Source organism: Sphingomonas sp. BL-S-29, assembly GCF_055521495.1.
This window is the reverse complement of record NZ_CM145482.1, coordinates 4,865,581-4,883,028: the sequence shown is the minus strand read 5'-3', so window position 1 is coordinate 4,883,028 and position 17,448 is coordinate 4,865,581. Positions and strand designations below refer to the sequence as shown.

General features: G+C 65.0%; 12 protein-coding genes. 3 read left to right on the top strand and 9 right to left on the bottom strand.

The window, feature by feature from the left end; translation table 11 throughout:
• Positions 1-219 precede the first annotated feature (219 nt).
• Positions 220-1,518 carry an L-fuconate dehydratase gene (locus ACZ1I2_RS23095; protein WP_465175688.1) on the top strand — a complete coding sequence of 433 codons (1,299 nt, stop codon included), beginning with the start codon at positions 220-222 and terminating at the stop codon, positions 1,516-1,518.
• Positions 1,515-3,131 carry an alpha-L-fucosidase gene (locus ACZ1I2_RS23090; RefSeq protein WP_465175690.1) on the top strand — a complete coding sequence of 539 codons (1,617 nt, stop codon included), beginning with the start codon at positions 1,515-1,517 and terminating at the stop codon, positions 3,129-3,131. Before ACZ1I2_RS23095 ends, ACZ1I2_RS23090 begins: the two co-directional genes overlap by 4 nt.
• Positions 3,132-3,156: 25 nt before the next feature.
• On the opposite strand, the gene ACZ1I2_RS23085 is transcribed toward ACZ1I2_RS23090, so the two are convergent.
• From ACZ1I2_RS23085 to ACZ1I2_RS23075, 3 genes are all read right to left on the bottom strand, one after another.
• Complete coding sequence (locus ACZ1I2_RS23085) at positions 3,157-3,930, bottom strand: hypothetical protein (protein ID WP_465175691.1); 774 nt, start codon at positions 3,928-3,930, stop codon at positions 3,157-3,159.
• Between the two features lie 245 nt (positions 3,931-4,175).
• Entirely contained in the window at positions 4,176-5,210 is a 1,035-nt protein-coding gene (locus tag ACZ1I2_RS23080; protein ID WP_465175692.1) for a DEAD/DEAH box helicase, read from the bottom strand.
• Positions 5,210-7,393, bottom strand: coding sequence for an AAA domain-containing protein (locus ACZ1I2_RS23075; RefSeq protein WP_465175693.1), 2,184 nt, complete (start codon positions 7,391-7,393; stop codon positions 5,210-5,212). The genes ACZ1I2_RS23080 and ACZ1I2_RS23075 overlap by 1 nt, the downstream gene beginning before the upstream one ends.
• Positions 7,394-7,971: 578 nt before the next feature.
• On the opposite strand from ACZ1I2_RS23075, the gene ACZ1I2_RS23070 reads away from it, so the two are divergent.
• Positions 7,972-8,289, top strand: coding sequence for a hypothetical protein (locus ACZ1I2_RS23070; protein WP_465175694.1), 318 nt, complete (start codon positions 7,972-7,974; stop codon positions 8,287-8,289).
• Between the two features lie 119 nt (positions 8,290-8,408).
• Here ACZ1I2_RS23070 and ACZ1I2_RS23065 read toward each other — a convergent pair whose 3' ends face one another.
• From ACZ1I2_RS23065 to ACZ1I2_RS23040, 6 genes are all read right to left on the bottom strand, one after another.
• Positions 8,409-11,333, bottom strand: coding sequence for a TIM-barrel domain-containing protein (locus ACZ1I2_RS23065; RefSeq protein WP_465175695.1), 2,925 nt, complete (start codon positions 11,331-11,333; stop codon positions 8,409-8,411).
• Positions 11,334-11,445: 112 nt separating this feature from the next.
• Entirely contained in the window at positions 11,446-13,062 is a 1,617-nt protein-coding gene (locus ACZ1I2_RS23060) for a DUF5597 domain-containing protein (RefSeq protein ID WP_465175696.1), read from the bottom strand.
• A gap of 82 nt (positions 13,063-13,144) precedes the next feature.
• Positions 13,145-14,200, bottom strand: coding sequence for a LacI family DNA-binding transcriptional regulator (locus tag ACZ1I2_RS23055; RefSeq protein ID WP_465177095.1), 1,056 nt, complete (start codon positions 14,198-14,200; stop codon positions 13,145-13,147).
• A gap of 5 nt (positions 14,201-14,205) precedes the next feature.
• Positions 14,206-15,714: a tryptophan halogenase family protein gene (locus tag ACZ1I2_RS23050; protein WP_465175697.1), complete on the bottom strand. Its 1,509-nt coding sequence runs from the start codon at positions 15,712-15,714 to the stop codon at positions 14,206-14,208.
• Positions 15,711-16,742: a cupin-like domain-containing protein gene (locus ACZ1I2_RS23045; protein WP_465175698.1), complete on the bottom strand. Its 1,032-nt coding sequence runs from the start codon at positions 16,740-16,742 to the stop codon at positions 15,711-15,713. Before ACZ1I2_RS23045 ends, ACZ1I2_RS23050 begins: the two co-directional genes overlap by 4 nt.
• Complete coding sequence (locus tag ACZ1I2_RS23040; protein ID WP_465175699.1) at positions 16,735-17,448, bottom strand: SapC family protein; 714 nt, start codon at positions 17,446-17,448, stop codon at positions 16,735-16,737. The genes ACZ1I2_RS23045 and ACZ1I2_RS23040 overlap by 8 nt, the downstream gene beginning before the upstream one ends.

The window sequence follows — 17,448 nt, the reverse complement described above, 5'->3', positions numbered from 1 at the left end:
AGGCGGGAGCCCAGTCTGGGCTCCCGCCTTCGCGGGAGCACAAGACCATCAAAGCGCCACTCTCGCCACTGTGCGCTTGCGCTTCGATCTATTCCCACCTATGAAAATGCTCATCACCCGCGAACGAAGTGTCGGGCAAGAGAGGGGCTGGTACGGCGTGCCGGGGAGGGGTCGAGTGAGGTGTTGCAGTGACCGCCGTTCCGCGTATCGGGGCCGCGCATGACGACCATCACCGGCGTCCGGATCGTCGACCTGCGTTTTCCCACCGCGCTGATGCTCGACGGGTCGGATGCGATGAATCCCGACCCCGATTATTCCGCCGCTTACTGCATCCTCGACACCGACGAGCCGGGGCTGAGCGGCCATGGGCTGACCTTCACCATCGGGCGCGGCAACGAGATCTGTTGCGCGGCGATCGCGGCGCTGGCGCCGCTGGTGGTGGGGCTCGACCTCGACTGGATCCGCGAGGACGGCGCGCGATTCTGGCGGCATGTGACGAGCGACAGCCAGTTGCGCTGGATCGGGCCGGAAAAGGGCGTGATCCATCTCGCGACCGGCGCGATCGTCAATGCGGTGTGGGACCTGCTGGCCAAGCAATCGGGCAAGCCGTTGTGGCAGCTGATCGCGGAGATGAGCCCGGCCGAGATCGTCGGGCTGATCGACTTCCGCTACATCACCGACTTCATCACGCCCGAGGAAGCGGTGGCGCTGCTCGAGGAGCGATCGGCCGGCAAGGCGGAGCGGGTCGAGACGCTCAGGGCCACGGGCTATCCCTGCTACACCACCTCGGCGGGCTGGCTCGGCTATTCGGACGAGAAGCTGCGGCGGCTGTGCGCCAGGGCGGTGAGCGACGGCTTCGGCCATATCAAGCTGAAGGTCGGCGCGAACCCGGAGGACGACCGCCGCCGCGTGACGATCGCGCGCGAGGTGATCGGGCCGGACGTCAAGCTGATGATCGACGCCAACCAGATCTGGGACGTGGACGAAGCGATCGAGCGGGTGAAGGCGCTCGCCTTTGCCGACCCGTGGTTCATCGAGGAGCCGACCAGCCCCGACGATATCGAGGGGCATCGCCGCATCCGCGAGGCGATCGCGCCGATCGAAGTGGCGAGCGGCGAGATGTGCCAGAACCGGGTGATGTTCAAACAGTTCATCAGCCGCGGCGCGATCGACGTGGTGCAGATCGACGCGTGCCGGCTGGGCGGGGTGAACGAAGTGCTGGCGGTGCTGCTGATGGCGGCCAAACAGGGGCTTGCGGTGTGCCCGCATGCCGGCGGCGTCGGGCTGTGCGAATATGTCCAGCATCTGTCGATGATCGACTATCTCTGCTTTTCGGGCACGACCGAGGGCAGGGTGGCGGAATATGTCGATCATCTGCATGAGCATTTCGTGACGCCCTGTGTGGTGAAGGGCGCGGCGTACATGCCGCCGACCGCGCCGGGCTTCTCGATCGAGATGAAGCCCGCGACCCTGGCGGGCTTCGCCTTCAGCCCGGTCGGCACGGCCTCGGCGGCATGATCGACCGGCGCGGCTTTCTCGGCGGGGCGGCCGGCCTGGCGGGAGCCTCGCTGACCGCGACGGCGCAGGCCAAGCAGGTCGAGGCCAACTGGTCCTCGATCATCCGCGACTATGAGACGCCGCGCTGGTTCAGCGACGCGAAGTTCGGCATCTGGGCGCATTGGAGCGCGCAGTGCGTGCCCGAGTTCGGCGACTGGTACGGCCGGCTGATGTACGTGCAGGGCAACCCGTTCTACGAGCATCACCTGAAGACCTATGGCCACCCGGCCGACACCGGCTTCATGGAGATCGAGAACCGCTGGAAGGCGGAGCATTGGGACCCCGAGGCGCTGATCGCGCTCTACAAGAAAGCCGGCGCTCGATATTTCATGGCGATCGCCAATCACCACGACAATCTCGACACGTTCGACAGCAGCCACCACGCCTGGAACACGCTGCGGGTCGGGCCGAAACGCGACATCATCGGGACGTGGGAGAAGATCGTGCGCCGCGAGGGGCTGCGCTTCGGGGTGAGTAACCATAGCGCGCATGCCTGGCACTGGTGGCAGACGGCCTATGGCTATGACGCGGTCGGCCCGCGCGCCGGGCAGCGGTACGACGCGTTCAGACTGCGCAAGAGCCAGGGCACGGGCAGCTGGTGGGACGGGCTCGACCCGCAGGCGCTCTATGTCGGCCCCAGCTTCGTGCCGCCCGACGGCATCGGCTCGATCGCGGCGATGGACGCGTGGCACGAAGTGCATGACGGGCGCTGGATGGAAGGATCGCCGCCCGCGCCGCCGACCTTTGTCGCCACCTGGCTGCTCCGGCAGAAGGAGCTGGTCGAGAAATACCGCCCCGACATGGTCTATTTCGACGATACCGGCCTGCCGTTCGGCGCGACCGGGGTCGAGGCGCTGGCGCATTTTTACGCTCAGTCGCAGCGCGAGCATGGCAGCATCGACGTGGTCGCGACGGGCAAGCTGCTCACCCCCTATCAGCGGCGTGCGATGGTGGAGGATGTGGAGCGCGGCTTCAGCGACCGGCTGCGCCCCGAGCCGTGGCAGACCTGCACCTGCATCGGCGACTGGCATTACAACCGCGCCCGCTTCGACAACAAAAGCTACGTGCCCGCCGAGCAGGTGATCCAGCGGCTGTGCGACGTGGTGTCGAAGAACGGCAACCTGCTGCTCTCCATCCCGATGCGCGGCGACGGGACGATCGACAGCGAGGAAGAGACGATCGTCGCCGGCATCACGCGCTGGATGGCGCGCAATGGCGACGCGGCGATTTACGGATCGCGGCCCTGGCGCCTCTATGGCGAGGGGCCGACTCAACTCAGCGCGGGCCATATGAACGAAGGTAAGGCCGGCGCCTTCACCGCGCGGGATGTGCGCTTCACGGTGAAGAACGGCACGCTGTTCGCCGCGCTGCTGCGCTGGCCCGAGGGGCCGGTGACGATCGCCGCGCTGGGGGCACGCGCGATGCCGGGCGCGCGGATCGAGCGGGCGAGCCTGGTCGGCGGCGGCCCGGTCGCGTTCGAGCGGGATGGCTCGGGGCTGAGGCTGACCCTGCCGCGCGCGGGAGCGGGGGATATGGTGCCGGTGATTGCGCTGGAGGGTGCGGGGCTGGTCTGACGCGCGGCCGGGACGGGCGGTGGGGCTAACGATAGCCACGAGGAGTAAAGTTAAGGACCGGGAAGCGGGGTGCGACCGGTTGTGGGGCGGCGACCGGTGGCTGTGCGGGTGCGAAAGGGGGCGGCGAGAGCGGCGGCCGTGGCGGATTCGGCGTCGGTGTCGGCTCCCAGAGGCCTGGCGTCGACGGCGCAGCCGGCCGTGCATAGGAGGCCGGCTCTTCGTCCGGGGATGAGCAGGGCCCCTGGGCCGGCTCGTCATCCGGACAGGTGTCCAGGTCAGGGTCGGGCTCCAGATCGGGGTCCGTATCCGGGGCTTCTGACGGCGGCGGTGGTGCCGACGCCTGCTGCTCCCGCTGTTGCGCCAGCCTTTTCTCTTCGTCTCTGGCCTCGCAGCGGCGGACGAACGCCGCAAGGGCCATCCGGCTCTCGCTCATCTCCTCCTCCTTTTCGGCCATGCGCCATTTCTTTGGCCGACGGACGCGAAGCCAGTTCAGCGCGGCGGTGGTGTCGGGCGGCAAATGATGCTGGTAGGTGGCATAGACCGGGTCTTCGCCAGCGCTCTTGAAGACTTTGGTGCGCTCGACCGTGCAGCCGACGGCGCGGGCATAGAGCGCGCGCTCGACGCGGTCATCGGCGTTGCCCTTGCCGACGACGACGGCCTCGGCGAATGCCTCATGCGCGTTGCGCCAGCGATAGATGGTGCGGACACAGGCGCCGAAATGCTCGGCGAGTTCCTCGTCGGTGGCGCCGAGGCGGCACAGGAGACGGGCCTGATCGGCGAATTCTGGTTTGTAGATCATGGTGCCGGAATAGCGGCGGTGAGGTGAGGTTTGAATCGATGGGGTGGGTGGTCAGAATGTCATGAGGGTCGCTGACATTTTTTTGGATGGGGTGAGAAGACGATAAGTGTATGATATTACGCCATTCTCATGAATGCGTGTGGGCAATCGAGTGCACTGTCACCGGAATTCCCTCACCGGAATTCCCAGCTTCTTGAGGCATGTAGCAAGACTATCACGTACATGAGCCTCCTTCTCATTCACCTTCATCGTCGCATCTCTGTGAATCTAGGCAACGCAGACGCCATCTCGCGTGCGTGCGCCACACCCGCCCATGCCCCATGAGAGCCAATCAAATAGAGATTCTGCTTTGCACGTGAGACGGCGACATTGAAGATATTGGGTGTGCCTGCGGCCCAATTCCTCGCGCCGTTCTGCGCTGCTTTAGGCGCGCCCAGCACCAAAAACACCGTATCAGCCTCGCGACCTTGCACGGTGTGAATAGTGCCCACTCGGTCCTTTAGCCACTCGCTGAGTGCGATGCCGAGTTCAGCAAATAGCGCTTTTTCTTCGCTTAGGCGTCGGCGCAATTCTTGCGCGACGATACGAAAAGGCGTGATGATGAACAGATCGGGATTCCGGATACCGCCAGACGCGAGCGCCTTCAGCATCTCCACCACGAACTCGCCTTCCGCCGGGCACCATTTGCTATCGGCATCGGCATCCACATCAAACCAAGCCGAAGGTCCGAGCACTTCGCCCATGCGACCGGGATCGGCGGGCGCCACCGCATGCACCATCTGATCATCATACGCTATTCTATTCGAGATGCCGAACATTGGCTCCTGGCAGCGGCGGTGCACCAGAAGCGGTATTCCCACGATTCTGTCACCGTGATCTCCCCGGAATGAGCCCTGGAAACGCGAAACACTGTCGGCGAGTGTCTGAGCCGAAGCTTCGGGCGCGGCCCACGCTACCTGATCCACCCGGAAGAATTCGCAGATGCCAGCATTCAACCGCTCGGGCAGGCTCACCACCGGCGGAATCTGAAACGGATCGCCGACCACGATCGTGTGGCGCGCCCGCATGATCGCGCCGACAACTGCCTGAGGCAGAGCCTGTCCTGCTTCGTCGATCAACAACCAGCCAAAGCTTTCCGATGGTAGTTCGCCAAGCATTCGATCGACGGAGGCAAAGGTGGTCGACAACACTGGTACCACCATGAACAGCGTCGACCAGAGATCCGGTAGCAACTTGCGCTTCGTCGGATCGGCAGGCGTTCCGCCGGAGAAGACATCCATCAGGATGCTGAGATTGTGCAGGACCTTCTGGGCCGATGCATCAATGAAGCCCGGTGGACTTCCATTGAAGCCGCGAACAGCTCCTCACGCTTGCGATGAACTGCGACAGGCAACCAAGGCGCCGAGAGATTGGACGCTTCGTGCCCTCGTGCGAAAAAGTCCTTGTCAACCAGCCGGCCGCCGAGCCGCGCACGGTATTGCGCGACGAGTTTGGCAAGTTCTTCTTCCTTGGTGCGCAAATCACCCAGTCTGGCGTCGGCGGATTTAAGATTGTCCGCGACGGAAGCGATGGCGGTGGCGGCCTGCACCGTTCTGGCTTCAGCCTCGCGCATGAGATGTCGCGCAATCGCCAGTGCCTCGGCTAAAGGTGCGTGCTCAGCTTTCCAGCTCCTCCAAGAGGCCGACCGGAATAGCCGTGCAAAAAAGCCGGGCCGCGTCAGCTGATGGTGCCGAACCGCTTCTGCATGTCGCTCTTCTTCGTTTCCCGCTGCACTGAGTTCGGATTCGGCCGTGGCCCTCTGTTCGGCAAACTGAGTCTCAACTGCTCGATACTGCGCGATTGAGGCTTCCTCCTCTGCGATCTCTTTTCGCAGCTCGGCTAGGTTCAGGCATTGTTGTCGGATGGTCTCAAGCGATTTGAGATCGGCATCTATGTCGCGCTTGAGCGCCAGCAGCTTCTCCCGCGCTTGTCGCCAGTTTGCCTTCGCCATCCGCGGCGTTGGCGGGCGTTCTTTGATCACAATGGCGGGGGTGCGCCGTTCGATTACCTTACCGCTCTCGTCCTTGATTTCCCGGACGACGGAATCGCCCTTCGCTGCCTTCAGATAGAGCCGGAATGCCAACTCGTTGTCCCACCAGAAGCGCTGCTGGAATGTCGCGCGATTGCGCGCATTACCCAGCACCGCCGCAATGAGGCCCCACGTTTCGATCGGTTCGACGTGTACGACCGCGCGTTCTTCATCGTCCGCTTCATCGCGCGCGGCATGCACGAGGTCGCTTACACTTCGAAAATAGCTCACATCGCGGCCAATGGCCCTAGCCGCCGGCAACTCGCGGCTGACATTTTCCACCGCCTTGTTGTTGCTGGATGCAACGAGGACTTCATGTCCCTTCAGGCTAGGGGCAAGGCTATAGAGATGGAAAAACGCATTTTCGCCGGACGCGACCCGCTCGCCAGACGGTCTGAATGCCTCTTCGGGATCAACGAAGGCTGCCATCGCCATGGCGCGGTCCAGCACCGCGGCCGCCACGATATCACGTAGAAGCGTAGTCTTGCCGGTACCGGGCGGTCCGTTCACCGCTATGATGCCGTCATTATTCGCCGACTGGGCTCTTGCGAGGTTGACGGCGGCCTGCTGGAGCAGAACCAGTGGATGGCCGCCGGCGCTCGGCCAGCGCGACTGAGGCATCATGGCTGGTGCCACTGAGGCTTCGACGGCAGCAGCGTTGTCTGAGAGACTGACTGTCGCCTCGGGCTTCTCAATGCCCAGATAGCGCCGCAGACCCTTCGGCAGCGTTCCTTTCGCCATAAGATCTGCCGAGCGCGAGAGGTCGCGGAGGAAGAATGAGTTCAGCAGCGAAACCTCAGGCGGGTTCTTCGCCCTGTAATAGTGGTACACCCGTAGCGCGAATGACGGTGGTAAGGACATAGCTTCGGATAGCCGCAGCTCGGCGCGCAACCAGTCGAAAGCCCGCGAAACCGTCTGAACATCTATTGGGATGGGGCGACCATTAGCGTCCGTGCGACGCACGATCTTATCGAGACCCTCGACAAGGCGTGGTTCGACACCGGGCCAGGCCCCGAGTTCGCCAAGTTTGAGATCGAGCGCCAGCGGCAGCGCCCAGGCGAAGCTCGAAATCGCGATGGCATTGTCTTCGAGAGGCACACCCTGCTTGTCCACGAGAATTGCGGCGATGGCCGCCTTTTCCCGGATGCGGGATACTTGCTCCTCATTTTCGCCGAAGGCTCGCGTTAGCGCTTCAGTTGCCCGGTCCATCGGAACGGTGCCGAGGATGATTTGATAATAGAGTTGTCGCTTAGGCCGAGACCTTTCATTTAACGTCCATGGCAGCGCGCCGCGCGAGATATCCGCTACACACCGGTGATCGCCCGCCGCCAAGTCCCCCGGGTGCCGGAAGGTCTGTGGGGAAAGAGCCTCCAGCGCGATCCACGCGGCCAGCACCCCTTCGGGCGTATTTGGCCTCGACGGTCTGGTGGTCGGTCGCGAAATGGGCCGCGGACTCGATATCGGCGCTTCCTTCGCACGCTCGGGCGGTTGACCCGCAGGCGAGGGAGGTTGTGTCGATTCAGGGGAATATTTAATCGCAGCGCGACGGTTATGCGGGCTCGCCGATTCGCGGGCATTTCGTAGGGCGGCGTCCACCTTTGTGTGAAGGCCCTTGGCCCTGTGAGTATCTCGGTGCCGCAACTCGTGCCGAAGCGCATTGAGTAGCTTCTCGTCGGCTATCGAGGCAGCGAATAATGTCTCGAGCTCTGCGATGGAGCTTTTAAAATAAGGTCGAACCACAGAACTAGCCAAACAAACCTCCCCGAGACCCCATCAAGCTTAGCCCGATATATTTGAGTGGGGTACTCCCCCGTTTCCAGCTTGGCGGTAACGTACGGTCTGGAAGGCCTCTGCTTGTCAGCCGTACCCCGATGATGCGCGGGCAGGCCGCACCGGTGTTCGAGAAAGAGCGGTTGTTGCGCCCGCACCAGAACGGCGTTTGCGGCCAACGTTATAACACTTAGATAGCGAGGATGCTTAGACTTTCGAATCAACCCGACCCATTCAATGTGATTCGCCAATCGCTGCAGGCCCGAGAGATCCTTGAGAAACTAAATGCGAATGGCGGAAAGGGAAATGATAACATCTTTTATCGCTGGCTTGAGGAGATTGGGCTCACAGTGGCGTTGCCTGATCTCATCGACTTGCTAAGTCGGCTAGAGGGCGAGACACTTATCACGTCTGAGATGGTCGAGCGCTACCACGTGCTGCGGTTGACGAGGCGCGGTCAAGAGGTAGCGCGCGGCATTGAGACAATCGAGTGGATCGCCTCGCCGGAACCGAGCGCTTGATGCTAGCCAATGTGGTGGAGTGCGTCCCCTGGATCAACGAAGCGACGGCGTTCCAATAGAGCTTGAATGTGCGCGCGGTGTCGTTGGCACAAAGTGGTCTTGACTCAGTCGTCCACCCCTCACCGCTCCCGCACCGTAACCGCCTTCCCCTCATACACCAACCCCGTAGCCCCATTCTCCGCAAAGTCCGGCGCCACCGCCTTGCCCGGCCCGTAGAACCGCACCGAGATCGCGCGCTTCGCCGGCATGCCCGCATACCCGCCCTCGCGCGCGCCGATGGTGAGCGTGCGCGTCGCCTGGTTCCACGCGATCGGCACCCGCGCGTACTTGCCCTGGAGATAGGCCGGGCTCACCCCGTCGTCCTCGTAGAGCGAGAAACTCGCGTCGGCGCCGGTGAAGATGTGGAGGACGAGCGGGCCGTCGGGCTGGTCCTTCGTGCTCTGCACCTCGGGGCCGGTGGGCAGGATGCTGCCGGCGCGGACGAAGAGGGGCATGCGCTCGTACGGGGCCGGGGCGGTGATGGTGCGGCCGCCCGGGTGGTATGCGCCGGTGTTGAAGTCGTACCAGTCAGCGCCCGCGGGGAGATAGACCTGGCGGGTGCGCGCCTTGAACTCGGTGACGGGGGCGACGAGTAGGCTGGGGCCGAGCAGATATTCGTCGTCGATATTCCACGTCTTTTTGTCGGCGGCGAAATCCATCACCAGGCCGCGCATGATCGAGCCGTCCTTCAAATTGGTGTCGGCGCCGAGCGTGTAGATATAGGGCATCAGCCGGTAGCGCAGCTGATCGTACCAGATCATCGAGCGCTGCATCGCCGGGTCGTCGGCCGAGATTTCGTAGATCTCGCGCTTCGGCGTCTCGCCATGGCTGCGGAACAGCGGGCTGAACGCGCCGAACTGGAACCAGCGCAGATTGAGCTCGCGCCATTCGGCCCGGGCCTCGGGCAGCTGGTTGGTGTAGCGATCCTCCACCGCGAAGCCGCCGATATCGTGCGTCCAGTTGGGCAGGCCCGACATCGACACGTTGACGCCGGCCGAGATCTGGTCGCGCAGATCGTCCCAGCGCGCGGCGATGTCGCCCGACCATACCGCCGAGCTGGTGCGCTGCAGCCCGCCAAAGCCCGAGCGGGTGAGGATGAAGGGGCGCACGTCGGGCCGCGCGTCGCGCAGGCCCTCCGCCATGCCTTGGGCGTGGACCAGCGGGAAGCTGTTGAACAGGGCGGCGCCGGGGCCCTTCGCGGTCGGGCCCATTGCGTCGATGCGTTCGTCGATCGACAGGTTGGAGTGGATGTCGGGCTCGGTCGCGTCCATCCACCAGGCGTCGAAACCAAGCGTTACCAGTCGCTCGCGGACCTGGCGGAAATAGATCGCCCGCGCCTCGGCCGCATAGGGATCATAATCGGTGTTGAGATAGCCGGGGCCGACCCAGTCCTTGCGCTTCGCGTCGAGATTGCCGTGGTAGAGATAGCCCCTGGCGTCGAGCTCCTTCGCGTTCGCCGTGTTCGGGTAGAATTTCGGCCAGACCGAGATCATGATGTTGGCGTCGAGCGCATGGACTTCGTCGACCATCGCCTTGGGATCGGGGAAGCGCTTTTTGTCGAACTCGTGGCTGCCCCATTGGTCCTCGGGCCAGTAGAACCAGTCCTGCACGATATTGTCGAGCGGGATGCGGCGCTTGCGGTATTCGCGGACGACGCCGAGCAATTGCTCCTGGGTCTCGTAGCGCTGGCGGCTTTGCCAGAAGCCATAGGCCCATTTGGGCAGCATCGCCGCCTTGCCGGTAAGGTCGCGATAGCCGGCGACGACAGTGTCCATGCTGGTGCCGCCGACATAATAATAATCGGTCGCCTTGCCGACATCCGACGACATCCACAGCGAGTGGCGGTCGGGGGCGGGCAAGGGATCATTGTGGTAGAAGGCGATATAGCCCGCGTTCGGCTCCCATTCGATGCGCAGGTTCACCGGCTTGCCCTTGACCATGGGCAGGGTGAAATTGTGGAACCAGGGGTTCCAGTTCTGGCGCCAGCGCTCCAGCACCAGCTTGCCGTCGGCAAAGACCTTCACATAGCTGGAGGAATAGAGGCGGAATTTATGCTCGCCGGTGGTCTCCGGGGTGACGGCGCCGGTCCAGACGACATGCTGGGTCTGCACGGTCTTGCCCGCGGTGTTCTGGCCGCTATCGGCCGAGGCCACCGTCTGCGCCTTCGCGGCGGCGGGCCATTTGTCCTGGTCGCGGATATATTCGTAATTGATCACGGGCTCCTGCCGGGTCACCGCGAGCCGGTCGCCGAGATAATACTCAGCTTTCCAGCCGGGGGTGCCGCCGCTCGTCACCTTCAGCGTCGTGCCGACGAACGCATAGGGCGTGGGGTTGCCGAAGCGGGTGATCGAGTTGTTGTCCCACAGCAGGCCGTAATGGCGGGTGGAGACGAGGAAGGGGACGGCGATGTCCATATTGTGCTGGGCGAGCTCGACGTCCTCGCCATTGTAATTCATCTGGCGGTTCTGGTGCTGGCCGAGGCCGTAAAAGCCTTCGTCGGTGCCGCGGTTGAACTGTTGCCGGGTGGCGAGCCAGGGCTTGCCGTCCAGGGTGACGGGGTGGAAGGCGCCGCGGGCGGCTTCGTCGAGGGTGAGCTTGCCGGTGGCGTCGCGGAAGGCGACATGGCCGTCGCTGAGGCGGATCTCGGCGGTGGCTTTGGCGGCCTTTAGGGTGACGAGGCCGTTGGCTTCGGTGACGGTCAGGGTGCCATGGGGTTTGGCGACGACCATGAAGCTGTCGGGCAGGTCGAGGCTGGTGCCGGGGACGGCGGTGACGCGGAACTTGTCCTCGCCATAGACGAGTATGCGCACGCGCTTGGCCGGGCCGCTGTCGGGGGTGACGACCACGCCGTGATCGACGCGCTGGACATCGGCCGCGAGCGCGGGGGTGGCGGCGGTGGCGAGGAGGATTGCCGTGGCGAAGAGTGTGGCCCTCTGCCCCTCTCCTTTCAGGAGAGGGGCAAGCTGCGCAGCAGCGCGGGGTGAGGTTGAGCGGGAGACGCTCATGCCGGTCACCCTCACCCTTCCGCCGCCTTCGGCGGCTCCCTCCCTCTCCCGCTGGGAGAGGGAAAGCAGCGCGCTCGCAATGCGTGAATCCAGTCGCGTCACTTCTTCTCTCCTATTGCCAGGTCGCGAGCTTCACGCGGAGCAGTTGCGGCTCCGAGGTGAAGTTGAGGCCGTAATCGGTCTGGTCGCCGTTCCACAGGCGGTCGAACACCCAGGTGCCGTCGACATAATGGCCTTCCTCGACGCGCTCGAGCATCAGGTGGCGTTTGCCGGGGTCGGTGAGGGCGAAGTCCACGCGGGCGTGGAAGCCGGTGACGAGATACTCCGACGGGCCGAGCCGCGCGATGGCGACGCCGCCCGAGGGGGTGTCGTTGCCGGTCGGGGCGGGCGTGCCGAATTGCGGGAGGCCGAAGCTGATGGTGGCCTTGTGCGCGCCGAGATCGAGCGATTGCGCGTGCTTTGCAGCGGGATCGGTGGGCTCGGCGGCGCCCCACACCTGGCCTTCGTAAGCGAGCTTCGCCCAGACGCGCTCGAGCGGGCGGAACAGGCGATAGTTGCGGGCAAAGGCCTCGATCGTCTCCGGATCGAGCGCCTTGGCGCCGAGCGGGAAGTTGGAATATTTGGTCGCGTCCATGCCGAACGGCGCCCAGCCGATCGCGCCGCGGCCGATCGCCGGGAAGAAATAGCGGGCATAAGGGCGGGCATTGCCGGTCTCGGGCACGAACAGCGGATTGTCGGGTCTCGTGTAGCGATCGAGGAAGCCGAGATATTGCGCGTGATCGGGGTTGTAGATGTCGGGGCTCACCACATCGAGATGCGGGGCGGCGGCCTTGTAGACGTCGATCACCGGGTGGGAAGGCCCGCCCGAGGCGAAGCTGTTCGGGTCCTGCCAGACGAACGGATTACTGGTGAGCGCGGCATTCGAATACATCGGGAGCGGCTTCACGGCCTTGCCCGCAGCGGCGATGGCGTCGATGTAACTAGCGACGTACCAGCTGTGGAAGAACAGCTCGGCATCGCGGCCATAGAGCTGGGCCCAGCTGCCGGGTTTCTTGCCGGTCTGCTTCACCAAAGCGGCGGGGACCTGGCCGGCGAACAGGCGGTCGGCCTCGGGGGAGTGATCGCGCGCGCTGCCATAGCTGCCGGGCTCGTTCTCGACCTGCACCATGATGACGGTGTTGGCCTGGTCCCGGTCCTTCAGGTGGCGCATCAGCGCGACGAAGGCCTTTTTGTCCGCCTCCAGCGTGGTCGCGCCGTGCGGGCTGAGCGCGTAATGCGTCGCGCCCCTGGCGTCGATCATGCGGGGGAAGCGCTTGTTGTCGAGCTTGACCCAGGAGGGGGCGTAACTGGGGCCGGTATTCTTCCAGGTGCCGAACCAGAGCAGCACGAGGCGGACCTTGTGCTCGCGCGCCTCGTCGAGCAGCGTGTCGAGGAAGGAAAAGTCGAACTTGCCCTCCTGCGGCTCGATCTGTTCCCAGGCGATGGGGACTTCGACCGTGTTGGCCTGGAGCGCGTCGATGACCGGCCAGACCTTGGGCAGCATGGCGGGCCAGGCGCTCGAATTATTGACCTGCGCGCCGAGCATCAGGAACGGGCTGCCGTCGACGATCAGCGCGTGACGGCCGTCGCGGCTGTCGATGCGGGGCAGCGGACCGGGCGCGGCGAGCGCGGTGCCCGTGATCGCGACGGCCGAGGCCAGTGCCCAGCATGCGAGGCCCTTGAGCGCCATTTCCCCTCTCCCCCGTCGTTCGATTCCGGCTAGGCCTAGTATCTCAGTGAAAACGGACTTTGCCAATGAAAATCGGCGAAGGTCAACTCTGCCGGGGCGGCGCAGTCGAGCTGCGCAGTTCCAGCGTTGCCGGCACCACGACCGGCGCGTTGGGCACGATACGGCCCGCGCGGTCGGCGATGATCAGCTCGACCGCGCGCGCGACGACATCGGCGATCGGCTGCACCACCGCGGTCAGGGGCGGGTGGGTGAAGCGGACGATCGGGGTATCGTCGAAGCTGATCAGCGAGAGGTCGCGCGGCACCTTGATGCCGCGCTCGCGCCCTGCCTCCAGCGTCGCCAGCGCCATCTGGTCGTTGCTGGCGATGATCGCGGTCGGCGGCGTCGCGCTGTCGAGCAGGTGAAGCGCGGCGTGCCGGCCAGAGGCATAGCTGAAATCGCCCTCGGCGAGCAGCCCGGCAGTGTCCAGCCTCGCCTCCGCCATCGCCGCGCGCCAGCCATGGACGCGCCAGGCGCTGAGCTCATATTCGGGCGATCCGGCAATCAGGCCGATGCGGCGATGGCCGAGCCCGACGAGATGCTCGGTCGCCATGCGCGCGGCATGCTCGTCGTCCATGGTCAGCGCGAAGCCGGGGCCTTCGGTGAGCGAGCCGATCCGGGCGAAGCTGATCTTCTGCGCCTCGAGCAGCTCGGTGATATGCGGGTTCTGCGAATGCGGCGGGGTGAGGATCACGCCGTCGGGCTGGAGCGCGGCGATCGCGCCGAGCAGCTCGCGCTCGATATGGTCGCTATGCGTGTCGACCAGCTCGACGATCATGCGATAGCCATGCTCGGCGCAGGTCAGCATGCCGCCGAGCAGCATCTGGTCGATCCAGTCGGCGCCCTCGCGCTTGCGCCAGTCGGCGATGGTGCGCTCGCGGTCGTTGAGTGCGAGGATGAGATAGGAGCGAGAGCCACTCATGCGCTGCGCGGCGATCGAGGGGACGTAGCCGAGCTTGTCGATCGACGCCTGGACACGGAGCGTCATCTCCGGCCGGACGTTCGGCTCCTTGTTGATGACGCGGCTGACCGTCTGGAGCGAGACTCCGGCATCGGCGGCGACATGCTTGATCGTGACGGCCTGGCGGCGCCTTGCCATGCCGGTCAGCCCCGCGCGGCTGGAGTGGCCGCGCCGCAATAGCGGGCGACATAGGCGCCGTGCGCGGGCAGCGAGGCGACGGTGCGGGCGACATGGTCGCGGATCGTGCCGAGCAGCTTGTCGAGCTCCGTATCGGGCAGCTTCGCCGCGATCGGATGATAGGAGCGCGGCACGATGCCCTGGCCCATCATCACCTGGACCCAGCTGTTCTCGGCGAACAATTCCTCGTTTTTACGGAAGACGCGGCCGGTCTCGCGGAACAGCTCGATCTTCTGGGCGAGCGTATCGGGGATCGGCATCGCCGCGCATTGCCGCCAGAACGGGCTGTCCCGGCGCTCGGTCGCCTTGTAGTGCAGGATCAGGAAGTCGCGGATCTGACGCGTGTCCTCGTCCTGCTGGTCGTTGAACTCGGTTACATCGCGCGCGCTGATATCGCCCAGCGGCATCATCCGAATGAGGCGCAGCACGGCGCGCTGGATGAGGTGGATGCTGGTCGATTCGAGCGGCTCCATGAAGCCGCCCGACAGGCCGATCGCGATGCAGTTGCGATACCATTGGCGACGGCGCGATCCGGTGGTGAAGCGCAGCATGTTGGGCTCGGTCAGCACCGCGCCCTCGACATTGCCGAGCAGCCGTTCGAGCGCATCGTCGCGCGACAGGTAGCGGCTGCAATAGACCAGGCCGTTGCCGGTACGGTGCTGCAGCGGAATGCGCCATTGCCAGCCGGCGTCATGCGCCATGGCGCGAGTATAGGGGACGGGCGGGCCGACATTCTCGGTCTGGAGCGCGATGGCGCCGTCGCAGGGCAGGTAGTGCGTCCAGTCGTCGAAGCCGGCGTGCAGCGCCTGTTCGATCAGCACCGCGCGAAAGCCGGTGCAGTCGAGGAACAGGTCGCCCTCGATCCGCGTGCCGGAGTCGAGCACCAAAGCGGCGATGTCGCCACTTTCGCCGTCGAGATCGACCTGGGCGATCCTGCCCTCGATGCGTCTGGTGCCGTCGCCCTCGGCCATGGTCCGGAGGAACTTCGCGTAGAGCGTGGAATCGAGCTGATAGGCGTAGTTCATCCCGTCGTCGGGGAGGTGCGCGAACTTGCCCTGCAAAGCCGCGATCAGCTCGAGGCAATAGTCGTCATAGGATTGCTCATAACCCTTGCTGCGCGCGTAGAGCCAGAAATGCTGGAAGCCGGCCGACCAGTGATCCTTGCCGGTCAGGCCGAAGCTGTGGAAATAGCGGTCGCCGATAGTCTTCCAGTTGTCGAACAGGATGCCGAGCTTGAAGGTCGCCTGGGTGGCGCGCATGAAATCGGCCTCGTTGATGCCGAGCAGCCGGTTATAGGTGACGAGCGGGGGGATGGTGGATTCGCCCACCCCGATCGTGCCGATCGCGTCGGATTCGACCAGGGTGACCTCGACCGTCCGGCCCATCGTCCGCGTGATCGCCGCCGCGGCCATCCAGCCCGCGGTGCCGCCACCGGCGATGACGATGCGTCGGGGGTGCGGCATGCCGTCAGTCATTGGCTCAATTGCCTCAGCAGGAAGGCGCGGATCCGGCCGGCGCTTTCGGGGGTCAGGGGGGCGAGGATGCTGCGGCCTTCCTCGGGGATATGTGCGGTCACGTCATCGCCATTGCCGAAGACGTAATAGTCGAACAGGTCGCGCCAATAGGCCTTCTGGTCGTCGGGCAGATCGCGGATCGACAGCAGCGCATGGTTGAGCGCGTCCTGCGGCTGGCCGAACCAACGCGGGGCCTCGCGCCACCAATAATTGACCAGGATGTTGAACGGCTCCAGCCCCTCGACATGGTGCCACCAGAGCGCCGGGATGTAGAGCGCGTCGCCGGCGTCGAGTTCGGCGGTCTGGGCATGGGCCAGCGCCTCGCGGAAGCGCGGATGCGCCGCGAAATCGGGGGCGTGGAAATCGACCATGCTGATCGCGCGGCCGGCCGGCGTATTGTCGAGCGGGCCAAGATAGAGGTTGCGGAACTGCTCGCGCGGGAAGAGCGTGAAGCGGCGGCGGCCGACCGCGACGCAGGCGAGATTGTCAGGAACGTCGTTATGCGCGGCGATCCGCGTGCGCGTGCCCATCCAGATGCTGGCGAGCGGCGAACGGTCGCCGAGATCGACACGGTTCGCCTCGTGCAGGCCGTCGAAAAATTCATGCATGTCGATCGAGGCGAGATAGATCGGCGGTGCCTCCGCCCGGCCTTCGTTCGCGTCGATCTTCGCGAAGATCTCCGACAGCCGGGCGCGCAGCATGTGGAAGTTCATGCCCATCGCGTCGTCGTAGAACAGGCGCCCGCCCGATGCCGGAGACCCGACCGAGACCGCGAACGGGATATCGCGGTGCCGCTCCAGCAGATAGGCGCGCGCCTCCTGGTTGGAGCGCCGGCCCGCCTGGACCAGCGGCCAGTCGGCGACCAGCCCGCGCACCACGAAGGGGCGATCGGCCTCGCGCAGGAGGGTGTCGAGCACGGCCGCATCGGCGACCTCGACCTCGGGCACTGGCGCGAGCGCCTTGAAGATTCCGGGATCAGCCTCAGCCATGCCCGATCCGGCGGTTCTTGCGCGCGATCAGCTCGCGCAGCCGGCCGAGCGACGCGATCGCCATGAAGATCGGCATCAGATGGCCGTCGGCGTGCAGCTTGCCCAGGGTCGCGGCGTCGAGCTCGCGCAGCCGATCCTCGTCGATCCCGTGGAAGCCGACCAGGCGGTTGGTCGATCCGTCGTCGAGCTTGATCTCGAGCGTCAGCGGCTCGAGCAGCTTGTAGCGATCGAGTGCGGCGAAAAAGCCTTCGGACTCGCGATAGCCCAGGTCGAGCTCGCCCAGTTTGTCGGTGATCGATTCGAGATAGGGCGTCGGCCGCCCGTCCTCGTCGAACAGCCGCACGCCGTCCGCGCCGATCCGCGGGCTGGCGAGGTCGATATGCACCTGCTTGTCGCCGCCTTCCGTCGGCGACCCACCGATCAGAAAGGGCTGGATGTCGATCGCCAGCGGCAGGTAGCGCGCATCCCATCGGCCATCGTCGAGGAACAGATTCTCGCCCGTATCGAAGCCGAACATCGCCAGCGCGGTGAAGCGGTCGCGCTCCGCATTCAGGCGGAACAGGATCGGATAGTCGTCCTGCACGCGGCGGAACTCGCTTGGCACCGCGATGGCGCACATCACCGCGTCGCCCAGCGCGATGCCGCGGTCAGTGCGCACGCGGAGGTCGCGATGGTCTTCGAGGGTGAGAAGCGCGTGTTCGGACAT

Excerpts from the sequence above, each read along its gene's own strand:
- ACZ1I2_RS23095 (WP_465175688.1), top strand. The coding sequence starts at position 220 with ATGACGACCATCACCGGCGTCCGGATCGTCGACCTGCGTTTTCCCACC.
- ACZ1I2_RS23090 (WP_465175690.1), top strand. The coding sequence starts at position 1,515 with ATGATCGACCGGCGCGGCTTTCTCGGCGGGGCGGCCGGCCTGGCGGGA.
- ACZ1I2_RS23085 (WP_465175691.1), bottom strand. The coding sequence starts at position 3,930 with ATGATCTACAAACCAGAATTCGCCGATCAGGCCCGTCTCCTGTGCCGC.
- ACZ1I2_RS23080 (WP_465175692.1), bottom strand. The coding sequence starts at position 5,210 with ATGGATGTCTTCTCCGGCGGAACGCCTGCCGATCCGACGAAGCGCAAG.
- ACZ1I2_RS23070 (WP_465175694.1), top strand. The coding sequence starts at position 7,972 with ATGCTTAGACTTTCGAATCAACCCGACCCATTCAATGTGATTCGCCAA.
- ACZ1I2_RS23065 (WP_465175695.1), bottom strand. The coding sequence starts at position 11,333 with ATGAGCGTCTCCCGCTCAACCTCACCCCGCGCTGCTGCGCAGCTTGCC.
- ACZ1I2_RS23060 (WP_465175696.1), bottom strand. The coding sequence starts at position 13,062 with ATGGCGCTCAAGGGCCTCGCATGCTGGGCACTGGCCTCGGCCGTCGCG.
- ACZ1I2_RS23055 (WP_465177095.1), bottom strand. The coding sequence starts at position 14,200 with ATGGCAAGGCGCCGCCAGGCCGTCACGATCAAGCATGTCGCCGCCGAT.
- ACZ1I2_RS23050 (WP_465175697.1), bottom strand. The coding sequence starts at position 15,714 with ATGACTGACGGCATGCCGCACCCCCGACGCATCGTCATCGCCGGTGGC.
- ACZ1I2_RS23045 (WP_465175698.1), bottom strand. The coding sequence starts at position 16,742 with ATGGCTGAGGCTGATCCCGGAATCTTCAAGGCGCTCGCGCCAGTGCCC.
- ACZ1I2_RS23040 (WP_465175699.1), bottom strand. The coding sequence starts at position 17,448 with ATGTCCGAACACGCGCTTCTCACCCTCGAAGACCATCGCGACCTCCGC.